An 18,165-nucleotide genomic window follows, 5' to 3' on the forward strand; every position below is an offset into this window, starting at 1 on the left:
TGATTTGCAGATATTCAGCCGCAGGCAATGTAGAGAGGCAAATGAGAAAAAAACGTCAAACAAACCGTTAATACATGTCATTGCCATTCAGATTAGCAGCGACTCGGTGACGCACGGTTGCCGTGCGTCATTCCGCGTCAGCTATTCAGGAGGGATTGGGGATGTAGGCGACGCTCTGGTCGGTGCGGCCATGGAACACTTGTTCGCCGCGGGTTGGCGTGGTGCTGATGACCCGGTGATCGGCGCTCAGGTAGTCGAGTGGCAGCGGATCACCAATGCGGTACTGGGCAACAATGATGGTGCGTTGCGCGTCCCAGTGCTGACCGCTGCTGCGTTCCAGCCAGGCCAATAACGCCGCGCTGTTGCCGGTACGCGGAAAGTCCGCAGTTTCCGGCACGTAGTAGAAGGGCGCACCGCCGGTTTGCAGGTACATCGGGACTTTGTTGTCGACCTCGATCATGACCATACGCCACTGACTCAACGGTGCCTGCTGGCTGGCCTGTTCGCGTACCGTTTCACCGAAGCGGATCACGCCGCCTCCGCTGTTGGTCCACGGATACAACACACCGAGCACGCCGACCATGACCGCCGTGGCGATCGCAAAGCCGACGTGCAAGCCACGCCCTTGAAGGTTGCGCGCGGCCATCCGGCGGGTAATCCACCACGCACCGAGCAGTTGCGCGAACGGCACCAGAGGCAACACGTAATAGCTGCGTCGGCTGCCGCTGGCGGTGAAAAACAGCAGCAACAGGCCGAGGCCCTGAATCAGCCAGCGGGTGTCCGGCTCAATGTTTCGCCAGTTTCGCAGCGCCCCCCACAGGGCGATGATCCAGCACGGCGCCCACGGCAGGGTGTAGACCGGCAAGTACAACAAATAGGTGTAGATCGGGCCGATGTTGTCGAACGGCTGGAAAAACCGCACGACGTTTTCGCGCAACACCAGTTCCAGACCGCTTTGCCGGTAGTCGGGGGATCCGTAGACATGCGAGAGCAGGAACGGCACCCCATAGAACGCCCCGGCGATCAGCAGCGCGGCGCACAGGCGCCGATTGAGATGGCGTTTCCAGCGTCCGTCTTGCAGCAGATGCGGCAACAGCAGTAGCCCCGGCAGGATGAAACCGATCAGGCCCTTGAACAGTGATGTCAGCGCCAACAGGCAAAAAAACACCCCATAGCGCCAGAGCCGGGTGTCATCCGGCCCACGCCAATACCACCACACCGCCGCGAGAACACCGCAAACGGTGAGGATGTCGGCCGTCGCGACCCGCGCCCAGAAGACGAAATAGAATGTGGTCGCCAACATCCATCCGGCAATCAGCCCGGTGCCTTTGCGAAACAATTGCTCGCCCAAGAGGTACACCAGCCATACGCTGATCCACGCCGAAATAACCGACGACAAGCGCAATGACCACGGCCCCAGGCCTCCGGTCAGCCAGGACGTCGCGGTGATCAGCCAGTACGACAGCAATGGTTTGTCGTAGTACGGATCGCCCTTGAGATACGGGTCGAAGTAATCACCGCTTTGCAGCATCTGCAACGCGATATTGGCCCAGCGGGTTTCCGCGCCCCAGAGTTCGCGGCTGCCCAGCCCAAGCAGCAACATCAGCGCAGTCGCTGCGAGAAGAATCCATAACGCCCTGCGTTCTTTGGCCGTTGCGGTCATGGCTGGCGCTTGGCGAAAATGTAGATCTGCAGATTGCCGCGCTGGTAATGCTTGCCGTCAGCTGGCAACAGCTCGATTTCCTGCGCTTCCTGGGTGCTGTTGACGCGCATCACCACCGCCACCGAGCCTTTTTTGCGCGCTTCGGTCATCCATTGGCCGACATCATCCAGACCGACCTTGCGGGCAGCCATGGCCGGATCGTCGAGGCCGTATTTCAGTTCACCGACGGTATTGAACAGATCGACTTGCGGCCGCTTCAGACGCCAGGCCAAGGCCGACGCGGCGCCAAGGTCATTACTCAACAGCGAGGACGCTTCGCTCAAGGCCTGTTGATGCTCGGCAATAAACTGGTCGGGCATCTTGCTGTCGACGATTTGCGCCGGCATCGCGGCGGGCAGCAAGGCGATCAGCAGACCGATGCCGAGCGCCGGCATGGCCCACATCGTCAGCGGCCGCATGACTTGCAGGGCATTGGCGATGATCCAGCCGATCAGCACGATATACACCAGCGACAGGCTGAACATCTCGGTGTTTTCGTAGAGTTCCTTGCTCGCTTGCAGGTAGATCAGCGCAATCAGGGCAACGCTGCCCATTACGGTATTGATCACGCCGTTCAGGCGCAGAACCTGCGTGTTGCGCTGCTCCAGCCAGTTGACCACGGTGTAGCCCATCAGCAGGGCCAGAGGAAACAGGCACGGCATGATGTAGGTCGGCAGCTTGCCGCTGCTCAGACTGAAAAAGATCAGCGGCAGCACAAACCACAGCGCCAGAAACGCGGTTTTTGCCTCGCGTTTTTCACGCCAGGTACGAATCAGCGTCGTCGGCAACAACAGCGCCCATGGCAACGTCGAAGCAAACAGCAACGGCAGATAGAACCACCACGGCCGTGCATGCTGGGCATCATCGCCAGCGGCGAAACGGCGGATGTGTTCATGCCAGAAGAAAAACCGCCAGAAGTCCGGCTCGCGCACGTGTACCGCCAGTGCCCACGGCACGCTGACCAATGCGGCCACCAGTATCGCCACCGGGCCGTAGCGCAGCAGTTCGCTGAAACGGCGTTGCCAGATCATGTAGGGCAGGGCGATCAGCACCGGCAGCAGCAGGGCCAGAAAGCCTTTGGTCATCAGGCCCATTCCACAAGCGGCGCCGAGCAATGCCCAACTGCCGAGACGGGCCTTGGGGGTGGTGCTGTCGATGGCAAACCACACTGCTACCAGACTGAGGTTGACCCACAAGGTGAACTGCGGATCAAGGTTGGCGTAGCCTGCCTGACCGGCGATCAGGCCAAAACTCATGTACAGCAAGGCACATGCCGCGCTGATCCGCGGGTTGTTCCAGAGCCTGCGTGCCAACAGATAGGCGAGCCAGACGCTGACGCCCGTACTCACCGCCGAAGCGATGCGCACACCGAACAGGTTGTCGCCGAAAATCGCCTGGCCGATGGCGATCATCCAGTATCCGGCAATCGGTTTCTCGAAATAGCGAATGCCCATGAAATGCGGCGCGACCCAGTTGCCGCTCAGCAGCATTTCCTGGCTGATCTGGCCGTAACGGGTTTCGTCGGGAATCCACAAACCGTGGCTCATCAGCGGCAACAGATAAAACAGCACAAACGCCAGGATCAACCCAGGGATCGCCCAGCGTTCGATCGGCGAGGGAGGTTGCATCAAATGACGGGCAGCGTGGCGCAACGGAGGGGTATCGGACGTCATGACTGAGCCTTGGGGCGAATAAATAGTATCTGGCTTAAAACACTAGAAGCCGTGGCGGTTTTTTCATTGTTTATGTGTAACGTCTAATATCTGCCAGAACGGTGTATTGATAATGCCCAGCACTGTAAGTTGTTTCCGGTCATCAATTCGTACAAGTAAGGTACTGCCATACTCGGCGGCAATCGCGTGAGGAAAACCGGTCTGTTTTTCAAAATCACTGATACAGCCGCTGTGCGTGACCAGTACAAGATTCTGCTGCGCCACTTTGCGCGCGACGATGTCATCGCGAAGTGTCGGGCCGCAGGTGGCCAGCCAGTCTTCGGCGCTGGCGTCGTGGCCGAACATGTAATGCGCGGTTTGCGCCGTGCGGGTCAGCGGGCTGCTCAACACCACGGCCTGCTGCATGCCCAGTCTGACGAAGCCTTGACCGACCGCTTGCGCCGCGCGGCTGCCCACTTCGGTGATGCCATCCGCCGGGCCCAGGCAGGTATTGCTCGAACGATCGCAGCGTTCGGTGTGTCGCACCAGCGCAACGACTTCACCGGCCCGCCAGGCTTTTACCCATTGAGCGGTGGTGCTGCGCCCGGCATGATCGAGGTCGGTCGGTGAGCGCGGCCACCAGACAAAACCACTGACCAGAATGGCCAGTGCGATGACACACACGAGTGCAACCCATAGCCGAAAGCGCGGCGTACGCCGGTACCGAAATAAATGTTTCAACTGAAATAATTGCGCCACAATGTTGCCTCTTTAAACGCCGGATAGTTCATTCAGTGCAACGCAAGGCTTGGGCAGCGAGCAACTTTACGACTGTTTACTTGAATGCTGGCTGAACACTACGTTCAAGGTCGTCGGGGCGCGGTGAAGAACATGTGAAAAAATTGCCAGAAGTTACTGCGGGCAAACTAAAGCGCCTATTTGATAAACAAACTCAATTGTTGTTTTTGTTTGTCGAGGGGCCTTAACAAGTCTCCATCGTTGCGGTGAAGCTCAGGCTGTCACGCAACGGCATAGCGCCGGGCTAGCCGGATAAACACTCAGGAGTCGTTCGAACGCATGGATCTCAAGCAAAGCCTGACAAAACGGATCGTGATCGTGTTCGCCCTGATGAGTGCTCTTGTGGCCGGTGTGTTTGCGTTGGGGATCGTCGCCACCGTGCACGTGGTCGAGCGCAAGTTGACCACCACCACGCTAAGCGGAGGTCTACGCCGTTTATTGGCAATGGATGACATCAGTCACTGGAGCCACGCCCCGGAAAAGGGCGAATTGTTTTTTTTCGAGGGCGGCCAGGGGCCGTTGGCACTGACCCGGCAACTGGCGGCGCTACCCTTGGGCTTTCAGGAAATCACTTTTCACGGTGACGCTTTCTACGCCATGGTCGAAGCCGTTGGCGGGCGCAAATACGTGTTGCTGCGCGATCAGGAAAGCCTCGAACAACGTGAGCATCTGCTGTTTATTGTGGTGATTGTCGGGTTCATCCTCAGCGTGATTCTGGCGATTATTCTGGGCCGCTTGCTGGCGCGACGGGTCATGGCGCCGGTGATTCGTCTGGCCCGCCAGGTTCGCCACCGCGATCAGCTCATCGAGGTGGCGCCGCCGTTGCATCCCGATTACGCCGCTGATGAGGTCGGCGAGCTGGCGCTGTCGTTCGATCAGACGTTGGGACGTCTGCGCGCCACCTTGAGCCGGGAAAAACTGTTCACCAGCGATGTCAGCCATGAACTGCGCACGCCGTTGATGGTGCTGAGCACGTCCTGTGAGTTGCTGCTGGCAAATCCGTCGCTTGATGCCCGCTCGACGGCGCAAGTCAGCCGGATTGCCCGGGCCAGCCACGAGATGCGCCAATTGGTCGAAACCTTTCTGATGCTGGCGCGCAAACCCGAAGAAGTCCGCGTGCAGTCCACCTGCACACTGAAGGAGATTGCCGATGCGCAGACAGAGGTGTGGGGCCGCTTGATCCGCGAAAAAGGCCTGGAGTTTGTCTACGATCCGCAGCACGCCGGCGCCGGACGCTTCAACTTGACCTTTCTGCAATCAGTGATGGGCAACCTGTTGCGCAACGCCTGGCATTACACCGACCACGGTTTTGTGCGACTGACCTTGCAGGAAAACAGCTTCGTGGTCGAAGACAGCGGCATCGGTATCCCGGAAGAACAGCGCCATGCGATGTTCCAGCCCTTCGTGCGCGGTGACGAACAGCGCGGCGAAGGGCTCGGCTTGGGGCTTTCACTGGTGCAGCGGATCTGCAGCCAGCAACAATGGCAGGTGAAACTCACCACCCGTGAGCCGAATGGCTGTCGCTTTACTGTGACGCTGATTCAGGACGCGGGCGGGCAGCCGCGCGGATTGCCGGCAGCCTGACTGATCGCCGCAGCCAGGCGTTTGACGTTGTTCTGCTGGGCCGTCACCAGCTCATCGATGCTCGGGCCTGAAGGTGTTTGCAAGGTCGAGCGGCAGGTCAGCAGTCCACTGTCGGTCGCCCCTGATGGACGCAGACGCCATTTGGCGTCGATCAAGGCGTACTGCCCCGGGATCGAATCGAAGCGCTGCACTTCGATGCGTACCGAGGTAGCGCCCTGGCTGCCGGTATTGCTCAATTGATCGCTCAGTGCGCCGCGCAGCTCATCGGCAAGTGTCGCGCCCCACCAATCGGTTTCCAGAATCGCCAGGCCGCTGTTGCCTTGGCGGATAACGATTTGCGCGCGGTCGACCTGTGGCGGAACGCTGAGGGCTTCGATCGGAATCTGCGCACCGCCGCCCTTGTTACTCAGTTGCACCGGGGTCAGCGTGTGAAAGCTGATCGGGTCGCTGCGGCAGGCGCCCAACAGCAACACGGCAGCGAGCACGGTGATCTTCAGCGGTAAAGCCATTGCGGTAGCTCCTGTGCTCAATTGCGTGGTGGCCCTTTCAGATCCAGCGGCGCGGCGTTATCGGGACGACCGCGAATCAGCGATTCCGGATGTCGGCCCAGGTAATCCGACAGCTCACGCAGCGAGCGCGACATGCGCCCGAGTTCGTCGAGGGTTTCCGTGAGTTTCTCGCGTTGTGGCGAATCTTCGGCCAGGGTCGAACTGGCGGACTGCAAGGTCTTGCTAACGTCGGCGAGAGTGCTCTGCACACCCGGCAGGGTCTTGGCGTTGAACTGGCTCAGGCCTTTGCGCAGCTCGACCAGATTGCTGTCGAGGTTACCGGCAATCCGTTCAACCGGCAGTTTGTTGAGCTTGTCGACCATCGCTTCGAGTTTTTCCTGCAACTGTTCGAGGCTGCCCGGAACGGTCGGTAGAACGACCGGGCGAGCGCTTGGATCGAACGCGACTTTCTCCGCTTTCGGAAAGAAGTCCAGTGCCACGTACAACTGGCCGGTCAGCAGGTTGCCACTGCGGGCCTGGGCACGCAGGCCATTATCGACGAAGGTGCCCAGCAAGCGGATGCCGGCGGCTTCGTCGTTGGGGTCGTGCCTGAATTCGGTGAGCATCTTTTTGTAGGCCTGACCGAGGCGCTGCGGGTAAATGACGATGCCGACATTAAGCGGGAAAGTGCGTTTTTTCGCATCGAAATCCAGGTTGATGCCCACGACCCGGCCGATTTCCATACCGAGGAACTCGACCGGCGCATCGACCTTGAGTCCGCGCAGCGACTGGTCGAATCGCAGCACCATGTATTGCGCCTTGCCGTTCGGCGGCGCGAGGGCACTCTGCTGGTCGGCGAACAGTTCGAAATCCTTGTCGTCAGCGGCGGCCACATCGTTGGGACTGTAATCCGGAGCGCGGAACGCAATACCGCCCACCAGCATCGTCGACAGCGATTCGGTCTTCACGGCAAAGCCGTTGGCACCGACATTGATGTCGATGCCGCTGGCATTCCAGAAGCGGGTATTTTCAGTGACGAACGCGTCGTTCGGCGCGTGAATGAACACCTCGATGTCCACCCCTTTGCCTTCGGGATTGAGGGCGTAGGTGACGACCTGACCGACCGGAATCTTGCGGTAATAAACCGGAGAACCGATGTCCAGTGAACCGAGGTCCGGCGCATGCAGCATGAAGCGCTTGCCGGGTTCGCCGTAGGTGATCGGCGGCGGATTTTCCAGGCCTTTGAAGTGTTTGGCGCGGTTGTCGGCCTGACCGATGTCGGCACCGATGTAGTCACCGGAAAGCAGGGTGTCGATACCCGAAACGCCACCGGCGCCAATGCGCGGGCGAACCACCCAGAACTGTGAGTCTTCGCGCGTGAAGGTTTCCGCCTGTTTGGACAGTTTGATGGTGGCGTCGACACTTTTCTGGTCGTTACTCAACTCGACGTCTGTCACCTGACCGATGACCACGTTGCGGTATTTGACCTCGGTCTTGTTGGCCGTCAGGCCGCTGCCGGTCTTGAAGTTGACGATGATCGTCGGCCCTTCCTGCATCACGTTGTGCACCACCAGCGAGATGCCCACGAGCACCGCCACAATCGGCACGATCCAGACGAGTGAAATGCTGAAACGGCGGGTTTTGACTGGGGCTTGGCCTGGTGCTCGCGGCTCGTCGGTGGCTGACGACTTCATCCATGTCCTCCTCGATTGATTGGGCACTGAGCGTCAGGAACGCCAAAGCACCTCATCAATATAGAAGTGCTTGGCGATAGAGCAAATGTGTATAGCTCACCTGCGCTTGATGATCGTTCCCACGCAGAGCGTGGGAACGCTCAGATCGTGTCAGCGCGGTTTGTGCTGTCAGCCGAGCATTTCCCGCAGGCGATACCAGAACATCCCCAGTGCCAGCAGTGGCGAACGCAAGGCCGGGCCTCCGGGGAAGGTCATGTGCGGCACGCCGCTGAACACGTCCATGCCTTGGCTGTGACCGGCATGAATCGCCTCGCCGAGCAGTTTCGCGCACCAGTGCGTGACGTTCAGGCCATGGCCGGAATAACCCTGCGCGTAGAACACGTTCGGGTGCTGTTTGAGCCGGCCGACCTGCGGAAAGCGGTTGGCGGTGATGCCAATCTTCCCGCCCCACTGGTAATCGATGCGCACGTCGGCCAGTTGCGGGAAGACCTTGAGCATCTTCGGGCGCATGTAAGCGGCGATGTCCGCCGGATCACGCCCGGAATAGTGGCAGGCACCGCCGAACAGCAGGCGCCGGTCCGCCGAGATCCGGTAGTAATCGAGGCCGACTTTCTGGTCGCACACCGCCAGATTGTGCGGGATCAGTTGCGCGGCGCGTTCTTCGGACAACGGTTCAGTGGCGATGATGTAACTGCCGGCGGGCAGGACTTTGCCACTGAGTTGTTGTTCGAGGTCGTCCAGATGCGCGTTGCAGCCGAGCACCAGACTGCCGGCACGCACTGAGCCCTTGGCGCAACGCACCTGAACGGTCGGGCCGTGGATGATTTCCAGCACTTCACTCTGCTCGAAAATTCGCACGCCGAGTGACGCCGCCAGTCGCGCTTCGCCCTGCACCAGATCCAGCGGGTGCAGGTGCCCGGAACCCATGTCGACCAGTCCGCCGGCATAGATGTCGGAATTCACCACTTGCTGGCGGATCTGCTCCGGGCCGATCAGACGGGTTTCGTGGGCATAACCGAGTTCGGCGAGGTCGACCAGCTCATCCTTGAAGGCAGCGAACTGCGCCGGGGTATTGGCCAGATCGCAGAAGCCCCAGCGCAGATCACATTCGATGCCGTTGTCGCCGATGCGCTGACGCACCAGTTCCACCGAATCAATGCCGGCGCGCTGCAAATAACGCACGCCTTCCTGGCCGACATATTTGGCGAAGCCTTCAACTTCATGACCGATCCCGCGAATCAACTGACCGCCGTTGCGCCCGCTGGCGCCCCAGCCGATGCGCCGGGCTTCGATCAACACCACCGACAATCCGCGCTGAGCCAGCTCGATGGCGGTGTTGACCCCGGTGAACCCGCCGCCGATCACGCAGACATCGGCGGTCAGGTCAGCGTCCAATACCGGATAAAGTGTGGTCGCCCGCGCCGAAGCAGCGTAGTAGGAGCGAGCGTGTTCCTGGGTGTACTGATTCATTTGTTCGACTTCACTTTGCTCCAGGACCGAGTCATCAGACGCATGATCGCTTGAGGCGGGGTGGTAGAGATGTAGAGCTTGTCGAGGACTTCTTGAGGCGGATACACCTCAGGATTGTTGACCAGCGCCTGATCCATATATTGCTTGGCGGCCGGGTTCGGGTTGGCGTAACCCACCGAAGCGCTGACTTTGGCGATCACTTGCGGATCGAGCAGGTAATTGATGAAGGCGTGGGCTTCTTTGGTGTTGCTCGCATCGGCGGGGATGGCCAACAGATCAAACCAGAGGTTGGCGCCTTCCTTCGGAATGGCGTAAGCGATGTTCACGCCGTTCTTGGCTTCCTTGGCGCGGTTGGCGGCCTGGAATACGTCGCCGGAGTAACCGAAGGCCACGCAGATGTCACCGTTGGCCAGATCCGACACGTATTTCGAGGAATGGAAATAGGTGATGTACGGACGGATGCTGAGCAGTTTCGCTTCAGCCTTTTTATAGTCTTCCGGGTTTTCGCTGCGCGGGTCCAGGCCCATGTAATTGAGCATCGCCGGGAAGACTTCGTCGGCGGAGTCCATCATCGACACGCCGCACTGGGTGAGTTTTTTCAGGTTCTCGGGTTCGAACAGCACGGCCCAGGAATCGATGTGGTCGATGCCCAGCACTTGCTTGACCTTGTCGACGTTGTAGCCGATGCCATTGGTGCCCCACAGGTACGGCACCGAATGCTGGTTGCCCGGGTCGTTTTTCTCCAACAGCTCGAGCAGTTTCGGGTCGAGGTTCTTGAAGTTCGGCAGTTGCGCACGGTCGAGTTTGAGGAACGCGCCAGCCTTCACCTGACGCGCAAGGAAATGGTTGGACGGCACTACCACGTCATATCCGGTGCGACCGGCGAGGAGTTTGCCTTCGAGGGTTTCGTTGGAGTCGAAAACGTCGTAGATCACCTTGATCCCGGATTTGCTCTGGAAGTCGGCGAGGGTGGTTTCGCCGATGTAATCGGTCCAGTTGTAGACGCTGACCGTCGGCTGGGCGTGAGCTACAGCGCTAAACAGCACGCTCAGGGCAACCGGGAGTACGGATTTCAACAGACGCATTTCGACACCTCTTCTTATAATGATCGTTCCCACGCTCTGCGTGGGAATGCCTCAACGGACGCTCCGCGTTCGGCTTTGGATGGGACGCGGAGCGTCCCGGGCTGCATTCCCAAGCAGAGCGTGGGAACGATCGACACAGGGGATCTTTTGGCTTTGCTCAGACGCTGAGCATCAGGAACTCACGCTCCCACGAACTGATCACGCGCTTGAAGTTTTCATGCTCGGCACGTTTCACCGCGACGTAGCCACGGACAAACTTGTCGCCCAGGTACTGCGCAACGGTCTCGCACTCTTCCATTTGCGTCAGCGCTTCCTCGATGGTGATCGGCAGGCGCAGGTTGCGGCGCTCGTAAGCACGGCCATGGACCGCAGCGCTCGGTTCGATGCCTTCAACCATGCCGATGTAACCGCAGAGCAGGCTCGCGGCGATTGCCAGGTACGGGTTGGCATCGGCGCCCGGCAGACGGTTTTCTACGCGCATGGCTTCCGGGCTGGAGGTTGGCACACGCAGGCCGACGGTGCGGTTTTCTTCGCCCCATTCGACGTTGACCGGCGCCGAGGTGTCCGGCAGGAAGCGGCGGAACGAGTTGACGTTCGGCGCGAACATCGGCAGCACTTTCGGGATGTATTTCTGCAAACCGCCGATGTAGTGCAGAAACAGTTCGCTCATCTGCCCGTCAGCGTTAGCAAAGATCGGTTTGCCCGTGGCAATGTCTACCACGCTCTGGTGAATGTGCATGGCGCTGCCCGGCTCGTCGCCGATCGGCTTGGCCATGAAGGTCGCCGCAACGTTGTGCTTGAGTGCGGCCTCACGCATGGTGCGCTTGAACACGGTGATCTGGTCGGCCAGATCCAGTGCGTCGCCATGACGGAAGTTGATTTCCATCTGCGCCGGGCCGTCTTCGTGGATCAGCGTGTCGAGGTCCAGGCCTTGCAGTTCGCACCAGTCGTAGACGTCTTCGAATAACGGATCGAATTCGTTGGCGGCGTCGATGGAGAACGACTGACGACCGCTTTCAGCACGGCCCGAGCGGCCGAGCGGTGCCTTCAGTGGCAAGTCCGGGTCTTCGCAGCGTTGGGTCAGGTAGAACTCCATTTCCGGCGCCACAATCGGCTTCCAGCCTTTGTCGGTGTACAGCTGCAAGACTTTCTTCAACACGTTGCGCGGCGACAGTTCGATCGGGTTGCCGAACTTGTCGAAGGTGTCGTGGATGACGATGGCGGTCGGCTCGATCGCCCATGGAATCACGTAGACCGCGTCAGCCACTGGCTTGCAGACCATGTCGATATCGGCAGGATCGAGCAGGTCGTAGTAGATGTCGTCGTCGACAAAATCCCCGGTTACCGTTTGCAGCAGCACACTTTCCGGCAGGCGCATGCCTCGCTCATGCAGGAACTTGTTGGTCGGTGCGATCTTGCCGCGGGCAATGCCGGTCAGGTCGCTGACCACACATTCGACTTCGGTAATCTTGTGATCTTTCAGCCACGTGAACAGCTGATCGAAAGGGGCATTCATAAAGACCTCGTTATTGGTTTTATAGACGCCGGGGAGGGCGGGTTTCATCTTCCGCCCCTTCCCCTGTGGCGCGTTGACGACTATCTTGGGCGAGCCTTGCAGTTCCATCTATCCACTTTAAGCAGCACCAAAGCGCACCAAAAGAGTGCGCAAGGTCACCCCATGACAACGTGCAATTCGCTCCAGGTTCAAGCGTTCAACACCGCCGATGTGGCCGAGCAAGTCCGCGCCACACCGGGCTGGGTCCAGCATTACCAACAGATGTCGCCGGGCCATTTCGCCGGGCAGATCCGCTATCTGGATCTGCAGGGTGTCGAGGTCTACGAAGAGCAGATGAACACCCGCGTCGAGCAGAACTTCAGCGCGCCATCGGGTGCTTTGGCGTTCTGTTTCGATCGCAGCGACAACGCGCTGTATCTGCTCAATGAAGAGAGCCGCAACATCTGGATCACCCCGGAGAACTACCAGGAAATCGCCGTGGTGTTCGGTCCGGAGTTTGTCCGTCAGCACGGTCTGAATGTGGCGAAACTCGAAGGGTTGTTCATGACGCAACTCAATTGCGGACAGAACGCTTTGTTCAGTCGCTGGTTAAGCTCAACTCTCACGAAGTTGTCGCAAACTATTGATCTGCTTGATAAAGAGTCGCTGACGCAGCAGCTACTTGAAGACTGCCTGTTCATCCTCGACAACGCTCACACCAGCCTCGATCGCGGCGGATTACAGCGGCGTAGCGAAGAGCGGATGATCATGAAACGGGTGGGGGAGTGGGCGGCGGATTCGCCGGAAGACACCGTCAATCTGCTTGAGCTGTCACACGTGGCAGGCGTGCCGTTGCGCCAATTGCAGCAGGCATTCAAGGCCTACACCGGGATGACCCCGAGTCACTGGCTGCGCCTGCGCCGGTTGAACAGTGCACACCGCGAATTGCTCAAGCGCCGGCCAACGGAGACCACCGTGGCCGAGGTGGCGATGCACTGGTCGTTCTGGCATTTGGGAAGGTTTTCCAGCAGTTACCGGGCGTTGTTCAAGGAGTTGCCGAGCGAGACCTTGAAGCGCTCATGAATGCCGTCGCGGTTAAAAAGGCTTTGTCTCGGCGCCGAAGTTAAATAGAATCACTCTCATTTGAAACTGACTTCGCGCAGGACTCTTGAGATGACTGAAGCAGCGACGCCATCGCCGCAGCACCTGCACGAACTGTATCGCGATCACCGAGGCTGGCTGGAAACCTGGCTGCGCCGGCGCATGGGCAATGCCTGGGATGCGGCGGACCTGAGCCAGGACACGTTCTTGCGCGTGCTGTGCAGCGCTCAGCCGATTGCCGACATGCGTGAACCGCGCGCGTATTTGCTGACCGTGGGCAAACGCCTGCTGAGCAACTTCTACACCCGCCGTAGCCTGGAAAAAGCCTACCTCGAAGCCCTCGCGCAATTGCCCGAAGAATGCGTGCCGTCGCCCGAACAACGTTGGCTGCTGCTGGAAACCCTGCAAGCGCTGGATGAACTGCTCGATGGTTTGCCCCGAGCTGTGCGCCGGGCGTTTCTGTGGAGTCAGCTTGAAGGTCTGGGTTACCGCGAAATCGCCGAGCGCTTGCAGGTCTCAGAACGCACAATAAAACGTTATATGGCGCAGGCTTACGAGCATTGTTTGATGTTGGATCTATGATGCGTGTCGCGCCCAGCACCGAAGCGCGTGAAGTAGCCCGTGCCGCCGCACAGTGGTTGGCATTGCTCGAATCCGGCGAGGCCAGTGAAGCCGATCACGTGCGACTGAAGCACTGGCGCGACAGCGATAACCGCCATGAAAACGCCTGGCAGAAGCTTCAATCGTTGCGTCAGCGCTTTTCCAGTCTGCCAGCAGAATTGGCCATGGCCACACTCGATCGCCCGGATCTGGCGCGGCGGGCAGCATTGAAAAGGGTGCTGGGGCTGGCGGCTTTGGTGCCTGCGGCGTGGCTGATCAGTCGCCAGTTGCCGCTCGACGTCTGGCGCGCGGATTTGCAGACTTCCACCGGAGAGCACACGCGAACACGGCTGGCCGACGGCAGCACCTTGCAACTGAACACCGCCAGTGCGGTGAACGTCGATCTGGCCAGCCGTCAATTGACGTTGGTGCGCGGCGAAATGGCGCTCAACGTTCCGGGTAGCAAGGCGTTGACGGTCAACGCGCCGTACGGTCGGATCGTTGTCAGCCGCAGCGAAATCTGCGTGCGCCTCAACCAGCGTGACTGCAACGTGTCGGTGGTCAGCGGCTCGGTGCAATTGCAGCCGTTGCGCGGGCCGGCACTTTGGTTGAGCGCCGGGCAACAGGTCAATCTGCACGCTTCCGGCGCCGGGCCGGTCGCGCTGTTCGACGCAAAAATGCCGGGCTGGCGTGACGGTGTGTTGATGGCGCAAAACCAGCCGCTGGGGGACTTTCTTCGCGAGTTGAGCCGTTATCGCTCGGGGCTTCTGCGCTGGGAGCCGGCACTTGAGCGTCTACGTGTCACCGGCAGTTTCCGCCTCGACGACACCGATAAAGTGCTGGCCCTGCTGGCGGCGAGCCTGCCGTTGGAGGTGCATTCGCGCACGCGTTTCTGGGTAACGCTGACGCCGCGAAAAAAATTCGTCTGAAGCCTGTCCCTTTTTTTCGCCTCGCTGGTCATTCCAGGCAAGTGAACAAATCGAGAGCGTCTTCCAATGCCCGCAGTATTCCCAAGTCGTTTGCGTCCGTTGTTGCAGTTGAGCCTTTTGCTGAGCCTGAGTGCCAGCCCCGTGTTGATCCAGACCAGTTGGGCCGAAGACGCCCGGCGCAGTTATCAGGTACCGGCCGGCAGCCTGAGTGCGGCGTTGACGCGGTTTGCCGGGTTGGCCGGAGTCAATCTGTCGGTGGATCCGGCGCTGGTCAGCGGGCGCAACAGTAATGGTTTGTCCGGCGAATTTGGCGTGGAGGAGGGGTTCACCCGGTTGTTGCTCGGCTCTGGTTTGCAACTGCAACCGCTGGGTGAGCACGCTTACACCCTGGTGCCCGCAGCGGAGGCCGGCAGCCTGCAACTGGCGCCGACTTCGATCCTCGGTGCGAGCTATTCGACAGGCGCTGATGTCTTTGCCGGAGGCCAGGTTGCGCGGCGCGGCTCGCAGGGTTTGCTGGGGTCGAAAGACTTCATGGAAACCCCGTTCAGCATGACCACCTACACCAGCGAGACGGTGAAAAACCAACAGGCCCGTACGCTGGGCGATCTGATCGCCAGCGACCCGTCGGTGCGCGCGACCAACCCGGCCGGTGGCCGTTACGAGCAATTCACCATCCGTGGTTTCAGTCTGTTCAACAGCGACGTGGCCTATAACGGCCTCTACGGTGTTTTGCCGACTTACACGATCGACATGGAAATGGCCGATCGCGTCGACATTCTCAAAGGCCCGAGCCAACTCATAAACGGCATCTCGCCACGGGGTAGCGTGGGCGGGGGCATCAACGTGGTGCCCAAGCGTGCCACCGACAAACCGATCACCTCGCTGACGGCCAACTATGCGTCGAACAATCAGGTTGGCGGCGCGGTGGATGTCGGCCGGCGGTTCGGTGAGGACAATCAGTTCGGCTTGCGTTTCAACGGCGTCAAGCAGTCCGGTGATACCGAGTGGGATCATCAAAGTGTCGACCGCGACATGGCCGTGCTCGGCCTGGATTTTCGCGGTGAGCGCTTGCGACTTTCGACCGATATCGGCCACACCGAACGCGATACCGACGCGCCGCAGGAGCGCGTGCAGGTCGCGGCCAATGCCAAGGTTCCGAGCGCGAACAAGGTGCATCGCAACTACGCGCAACCGTGGACTCAGGCGAAAACCGAGGACACCTTCGGCACGTTCAACGCCGAGTTCGACGTCAATGATTCGGTGATGCTGTACGGCGGCGTCGGCGCGCGCAAAAGTAATCATGACTTCTTGCGCCACGCCGTTTCCGTCACCAACGATGCCGGCGATTTCAGCGTACTGCCGCGCGACTTCACCCGCGACGAGAATGTCCGTACCGCCACCGCCGGCGTGCGCAACTGGTTCCATACCGGGCCGGTGAGCCATGAAGTCAATCTGGCGGCCAGCTACTTTTATATGGATTTCGAGAACGGCGGCGCGCGTTACGCGGCCGGTCGCAGCAACCTGTACGACCCGGTGCAAACCGCGAAACCCGGCACGCCGACGCGCTATGACGCCAAGGTCTACACGGAAAACCGCTTCAGCGGCGTGGCGTTATCCGACACCTTGGGCTTTTTCGATGATCGATTGCTGCTGACCCTCGGCGCCCGCTGGCAACGAGTGAAAGTCGATGACTGGAGCGATGACGTCAAAGGCGACACGGCTTACGACGAGGAAAAGGTTTCGCCCTCGGGCGGCATTCTGTTCAAGGCGACTGACAAGCTGTCGCTCTACGCCAACTACATGGAAGGCCTGAGCCAGGGCAAGATCGCGCCGTCAACGTCAGTGAACGAAGACGAAATCTTCCCGCCGTTTATCAGCCGTCAGGTCGAGATCGGTGCCAAGTACGACGCCGGTTCGTATGCTTTAACGGCAGCAGTATTCAGGATCAAGCAACCCGCCTATGAAACCAACGCCACGACCCGGGTCTTCGGCCCGAACGGCAAACGACAGAACAACGGCGTGGAGCTGAGCATGTTTGGCGAACCGCTCAAAGGCCTTCGGTTGCTCGGCGGCGTGATGTACATCGACAGCGAGCTGACCCACACCACCAACGGCACGTTCGACGGCAATCGCGCGCCGGCCACGCCGAAATACAACGTCAATCTCGGCGCCGAGTGGGACGTGCCGACGGTGCAGGGCCTGACGTTGAGCGGGCGCGGCATTTATTCCAGCTCGCAGTATCTGGATCAGTCGAACAACAAGGAAATCGACTCCTGGGAGCGCTTTGACGTGGGTACGCGGTACGCCTTCAAGGTCGATGAGAAAACCATCACCCTGCGCGCCAACGTCGAGAACGTGCTGGATAAACGCTACTGGAGTTCGGCAGGCGCTTCGGATGACAGTGAACCGGGGTTGACGTTGTCGACACCGAGAACTTATCTGCTTTCAGCGACGGTGGATTTCTGATTCCACTCGGTAAATCAAAAGCGTGCTCTCAGCGAGCTGACCCACTCTTACAGTGATGTCCTGACCACCAATGGACAGTCAACTCGCTGGGTTCCCGAAAGCTCCAGGTTCTCGATCAGATGCCGTGCAGCCTGGCGCCCAATGTCGTAGTACGGCAGTTGCACGGTGGTCAGCGGCGGGATGAACAACTCGGCAATGCCGATCATGTTGTCGTAGCCGAGGACGGCGACATCGTCGGGAATTTTCAGGCCACGCCCCAACAACAACTGATAGGCACAAAAGGCAATGCGGTCGTTGCCACAGATCAAAATATCGAATTTGGGACGACCATCAATGACATGCCGGTCGAGGATAGCGGCTGTTTCACCATAGGCATCATGATCGGAAAGGTCGTATTGCAGGAGCGTGTCAGGCGCCAGTCCGAATGCCTGACAGGCACGCTGCAGGCCTTTCTGCCGCAGCCCCCATGCCAGACTCTGTTTCGGCAGATTGATACACAGCGGACGCTTGTAACCGAGGCTCAACGCGTGGTGTACGGCGCGATACTGGCCCATTTCGTCGTCGGGCACATAGCTGACCAGGTCGCTGTCATCTGCCAGACAATTGGCGAGCACCAGAGGCTTGCTCTTCAAGCGCTCGGGAATGCTGACCTGGCGAAACCCCATGGCGCTGACGATCAAGCCGTCCGGACGGTGCGACAGCATCAGATCGATGTTCTGGTCGGTGGGCGGGTTGCTTAGCAGGTTGAGGATAAAGACATTCCAACCGGCCTGTTGCGCGGTCTGCTCAATGGACAGCAGCAGCTCGACCGCGAAGGGCGTGGTCGCAGTGTCCAGCGCGAACACACCGATGGTTCGCGACTGGAGGTTGTCACCGCGCATCTTGCGCGCTGACAGGCTGGGTACGAATTGCAGTTCATCAATGGCTCGACGCACCCGTAGAAGGGTTTCGGGGCTCAGTTTTTCCGGACTATTGAGCGCTCGAGACACCGTCATCAGGGACACGCCGGCCAGCTGTGCAACGTCTTTCACTGAAGTCATGCGAAGTGCGGCCGGTCAGGTTGACGCAGAATCATGACACAGGGCCCGGGCTTCTCGCGAC

The 18,165-nt window shown here is 59.7% G+C and carries 14 protein-coding genes; 5 read left to right on the top strand and 9 right to left on the bottom strand.

Annotation, left to right across the window (positions count from 1 at the left end; all coding sequences use genetic code 11):
- Positions 1-145: 145 nt before the first annotated feature.
- The 3 genes from CLU80_RS28415 to pmrG all read right to left on the bottom strand — a co-directional run bounded on the left by CLU80_RS28415 (position 146) and on the right by pmrG (position 4,038).
- Positions 146-1,663, bottom strand: a complete 1,518-nt coding sequence (locus CLU80_RS28415) for an ArnT family glycosyltransferase (protein WP_099759117.1) — start codon at positions 1,661-1,663, stop codon at positions 146-148.
- Positions 1,660-3,375 carry a lipid IV(A) 4-amino-4-deoxy-L-arabinosyltransferase gene (arnT, locus tag CLU80_RS28420; protein WP_099759118.1) on the bottom strand — a complete coding sequence of 572 codons (1,716 nt, stop codon included), beginning with the start codon at positions 3,373-3,375 and terminating at the stop codon, positions 1,660-1,662. The genes CLU80_RS28415 and arnT overlap by 4 nt, the downstream gene beginning before the upstream one ends.
- Before the next feature lie 63 nt (positions 3,376-3,438).
- Positions 3,439-4,038 (bottom strand): lipopolysaccharide core heptose(II)-phosphate phosphatase PmrG, encoded by a 600-nt coding sequence (gene pmrG, locus CLU80_RS28425; protein ID WP_016985302.1) that lies wholly within the window; start codon positions 4,036-4,038, stop codon positions 3,439-3,441.
- 393 nt (positions 4,039-4,431) lie between these two features.
- On the opposite strand from pmrG, the gene CLU80_RS28430 reads away from it, so the two are divergent.
- On the top strand, positions 4,432-5,736 hold the full coding sequence (locus CLU80_RS28430; RefSeq protein ID WP_099759119.1) for a sensor histidine kinase: 1,305 nt from the start codon (positions 4,432-4,434) through the stop codon (positions 5,734-5,736).
- On the opposite strand, the gene CLU80_RS28435 is transcribed toward CLU80_RS28430, so the two are convergent.
- From CLU80_RS28435 to CLU80_RS28455, 5 genes are all read right to left on the bottom strand, one after another.
- Positions 5,694-6,245 (bottom strand): PqiC family protein, encoded by a 552-nt coding sequence (locus tag CLU80_RS28435; RefSeq protein WP_099759120.1) that lies wholly within the window; start codon positions 6,243-6,245, stop codon positions 5,694-5,696. The genes CLU80_RS28430 and CLU80_RS28435 overlap by 43 nt on opposite strands.
- A 17-nt stretch (positions 6,246-6,262) precedes the next feature.
- Positions 6,263-7,918, bottom strand: coding sequence for a PqiB family protein (locus CLU80_RS28440; RefSeq protein ID WP_099759121.1), 1,656 nt, complete (start codon positions 7,916-7,918; stop codon positions 6,263-6,265).
- A gap of 168 nt (positions 7,919-8,086) precedes the next feature.
- Positions 8,087-9,388, bottom strand: a complete 1,302-nt coding sequence (locus CLU80_RS28445; protein ID WP_099759122.1) for an NAD(P)/FAD-dependent oxidoreductase — start codon at positions 9,386-9,388, stop codon at positions 8,087-8,089.
- A complete protein-coding gene (locus CLU80_RS28450; RefSeq protein ID WP_099759123.1) occupies positions 9,385-10,473 on the bottom strand; it encodes a polyamine ABC transporter substrate-binding protein in 1,089 nt (362 codons plus the stop codon). Before CLU80_RS28450 ends, CLU80_RS28445 begins: the two co-directional genes overlap by 4 nt.
- 157 nt (positions 10,474-10,630) lie before the next feature.
- Positions 10,631-11,989 (bottom strand): glutamine synthetase family protein, encoded by a 1,359-nt coding sequence (locus tag CLU80_RS28455; RefSeq protein WP_099759124.1) that lies wholly within the window; start codon positions 11,987-11,989, stop codon positions 10,631-10,633.
- Between the two features lie 162 nt (positions 11,990-12,151).
- Between CLU80_RS28455 and CLU80_RS28460 the strand changes: the two genes are divergently transcribed.
- The 4 genes from CLU80_RS28460 to CLU80_RS28475 all read left to right on the top strand — a co-directional run bounded on the left by CLU80_RS28460 (position 12,152) and on the right by CLU80_RS28475 (position 17,064).
- Positions 12,152-13,051 (top strand): helix-turn-helix domain-containing protein, encoded by a 900-nt coding sequence (locus CLU80_RS28460; protein WP_099759125.1) that lies wholly within the window; start codon positions 12,152-12,154, stop codon positions 13,049-13,051.
- Between the two features lie 90 nt (positions 13,052-13,141).
- Positions 13,142-13,651 carry a sigma-70 family RNA polymerase sigma factor gene (locus tag CLU80_RS28465; protein ID WP_093432660.1) on the top strand — a complete coding sequence of 170 codons (510 nt, stop codon included), beginning with the start codon at positions 13,142-13,144 and terminating at the stop codon, positions 13,649-13,651.
- Positions 13,651-14,598 (top strand): FecR domain-containing protein, encoded by a 948-nt coding sequence (locus tag CLU80_RS28470; protein ID WP_099759126.1) that lies wholly within the window; start codon positions 13,651-13,653, stop codon positions 14,596-14,598. Before CLU80_RS28465 ends, CLU80_RS28470 begins: the two co-directional genes overlap by 1 nt.
- Positions 14,599-14,664: 66 nt before the next feature.
- Positions 14,665-17,064 carry a TonB-dependent receptor gene (locus CLU80_RS28475; RefSeq protein WP_099759127.1) on the top strand — a complete coding sequence of 800 codons (2,400 nt, stop codon included), beginning with the start codon at positions 14,665-14,667 and terminating at the stop codon, positions 17,062-17,064.
- A gap of 47 nt (positions 17,065-17,111) precedes the next feature.
- Here CLU80_RS28475 and CLU80_RS28480 read toward each other — a convergent pair whose 3' ends face one another.
- Positions 17,112-18,104: a LacI family DNA-binding transcriptional regulator gene (locus CLU80_RS28480; RefSeq protein WP_099759128.1), complete on the bottom strand. Its 993-nt coding sequence runs from the start codon at positions 18,102-18,104 to the stop codon at positions 17,112-17,114.
- Positions 18,105-18,165: the final 61 nt, after the last annotated feature.

The sequence above is a fragment of the Pseudomonas sp. 29 genome, from assembly GCF_002754355.1.
Classification (GTDB): domain Bacteria; phylum Pseudomonadota; class Gammaproteobacteria; order Pseudomonadales; family Pseudomonadaceae; genus Aquipseudomonas; species Aquipseudomonas neuropathica.

Excerpts from the sequence above, each read along its gene's own strand:
- CLU80_RS28435 (WP_099759120.1), bottom strand. The coding sequence starts at position 6,245 with ATGGCTTTACCGCTGAAGATCACCGTGCTCGCTGCCGTGTTGCTGTTG.
- arnT (WP_099759118.1), bottom strand. The coding sequence starts at position 3,375 with ATGACGTCCGATACCCCTCCGTTGCGCCACGCTGCCCGTCATTTGATG.
- CLU80_RS28470 (WP_099759126.1), top strand. The coding sequence starts at position 13,651 with ATGCGTGTCGCGCCCAGCACCGAAGCGCGTGAAGTAGCCCGTGCCGCC.
- CLU80_RS28475 (WP_099759127.1), top strand. The coding sequence starts at position 14,665 with ATGCCCGCAGTATTCCCAAGTCGTTTGCGTCCGTTGTTGCAGTTGAGC.
- CLU80_RS28450 (WP_099759123.1), bottom strand. The coding sequence starts at position 10,473 with ATGCGTCTGTTGAAATCCGTACTCCCGGTTGCCCTGAGCGTGCTGTTT.
- CLU80_RS28465 (WP_093432660.1), top strand. The coding sequence starts at position 13,142 with ATGACTGAAGCAGCGACGCCATCGCCGCAGCACCTGCACGAACTGTAT.
- CLU80_RS28455 (WP_099759124.1), bottom strand. The coding sequence starts at position 11,989 with ATGAATGCCCCTTTCGATCAGCTGTTCACGTGGCTGAAAGATCACAAG.
- CLU80_RS28480 (WP_099759128.1), bottom strand. The coding sequence starts at position 18,104 with ATGACTTCAGTGAAAGACGTTGCACAGCTGGCCGGCGTGTCCCTGATG.
- CLU80_RS28445 (WP_099759122.1), bottom strand. The coding sequence starts at position 9,388 with ATGAATCAGTACACCCAGGAACACGCTCGCTCCTACTACGCTGCTTCG.
- CLU80_RS28430 (WP_099759119.1), top strand. The coding sequence starts at position 4,432 with ATGGATCTCAAGCAAAGCCTGACAAAACGGATCGTGATCGTGTTCGCC.
- CLU80_RS28460 (WP_099759125.1), top strand. The coding sequence starts at position 12,152 with ATGACAACGTGCAATTCGCTCCAGGTTCAAGCGTTCAACACCGCCGAT.
- CLU80_RS28440 (WP_099759121.1), bottom strand. The coding sequence starts at position 7,918 with ATGAAGTCGTCAGCCACCGACGAGCCGCGAGCACCAGGCCAAGCCCCA.
- CLU80_RS28415 (WP_099759117.1), bottom strand. The coding sequence starts at position 1,663 with ATGACCGCAACGGCCAAAGAACGCAGGGCGTTATGGATTCTTCTCGCA.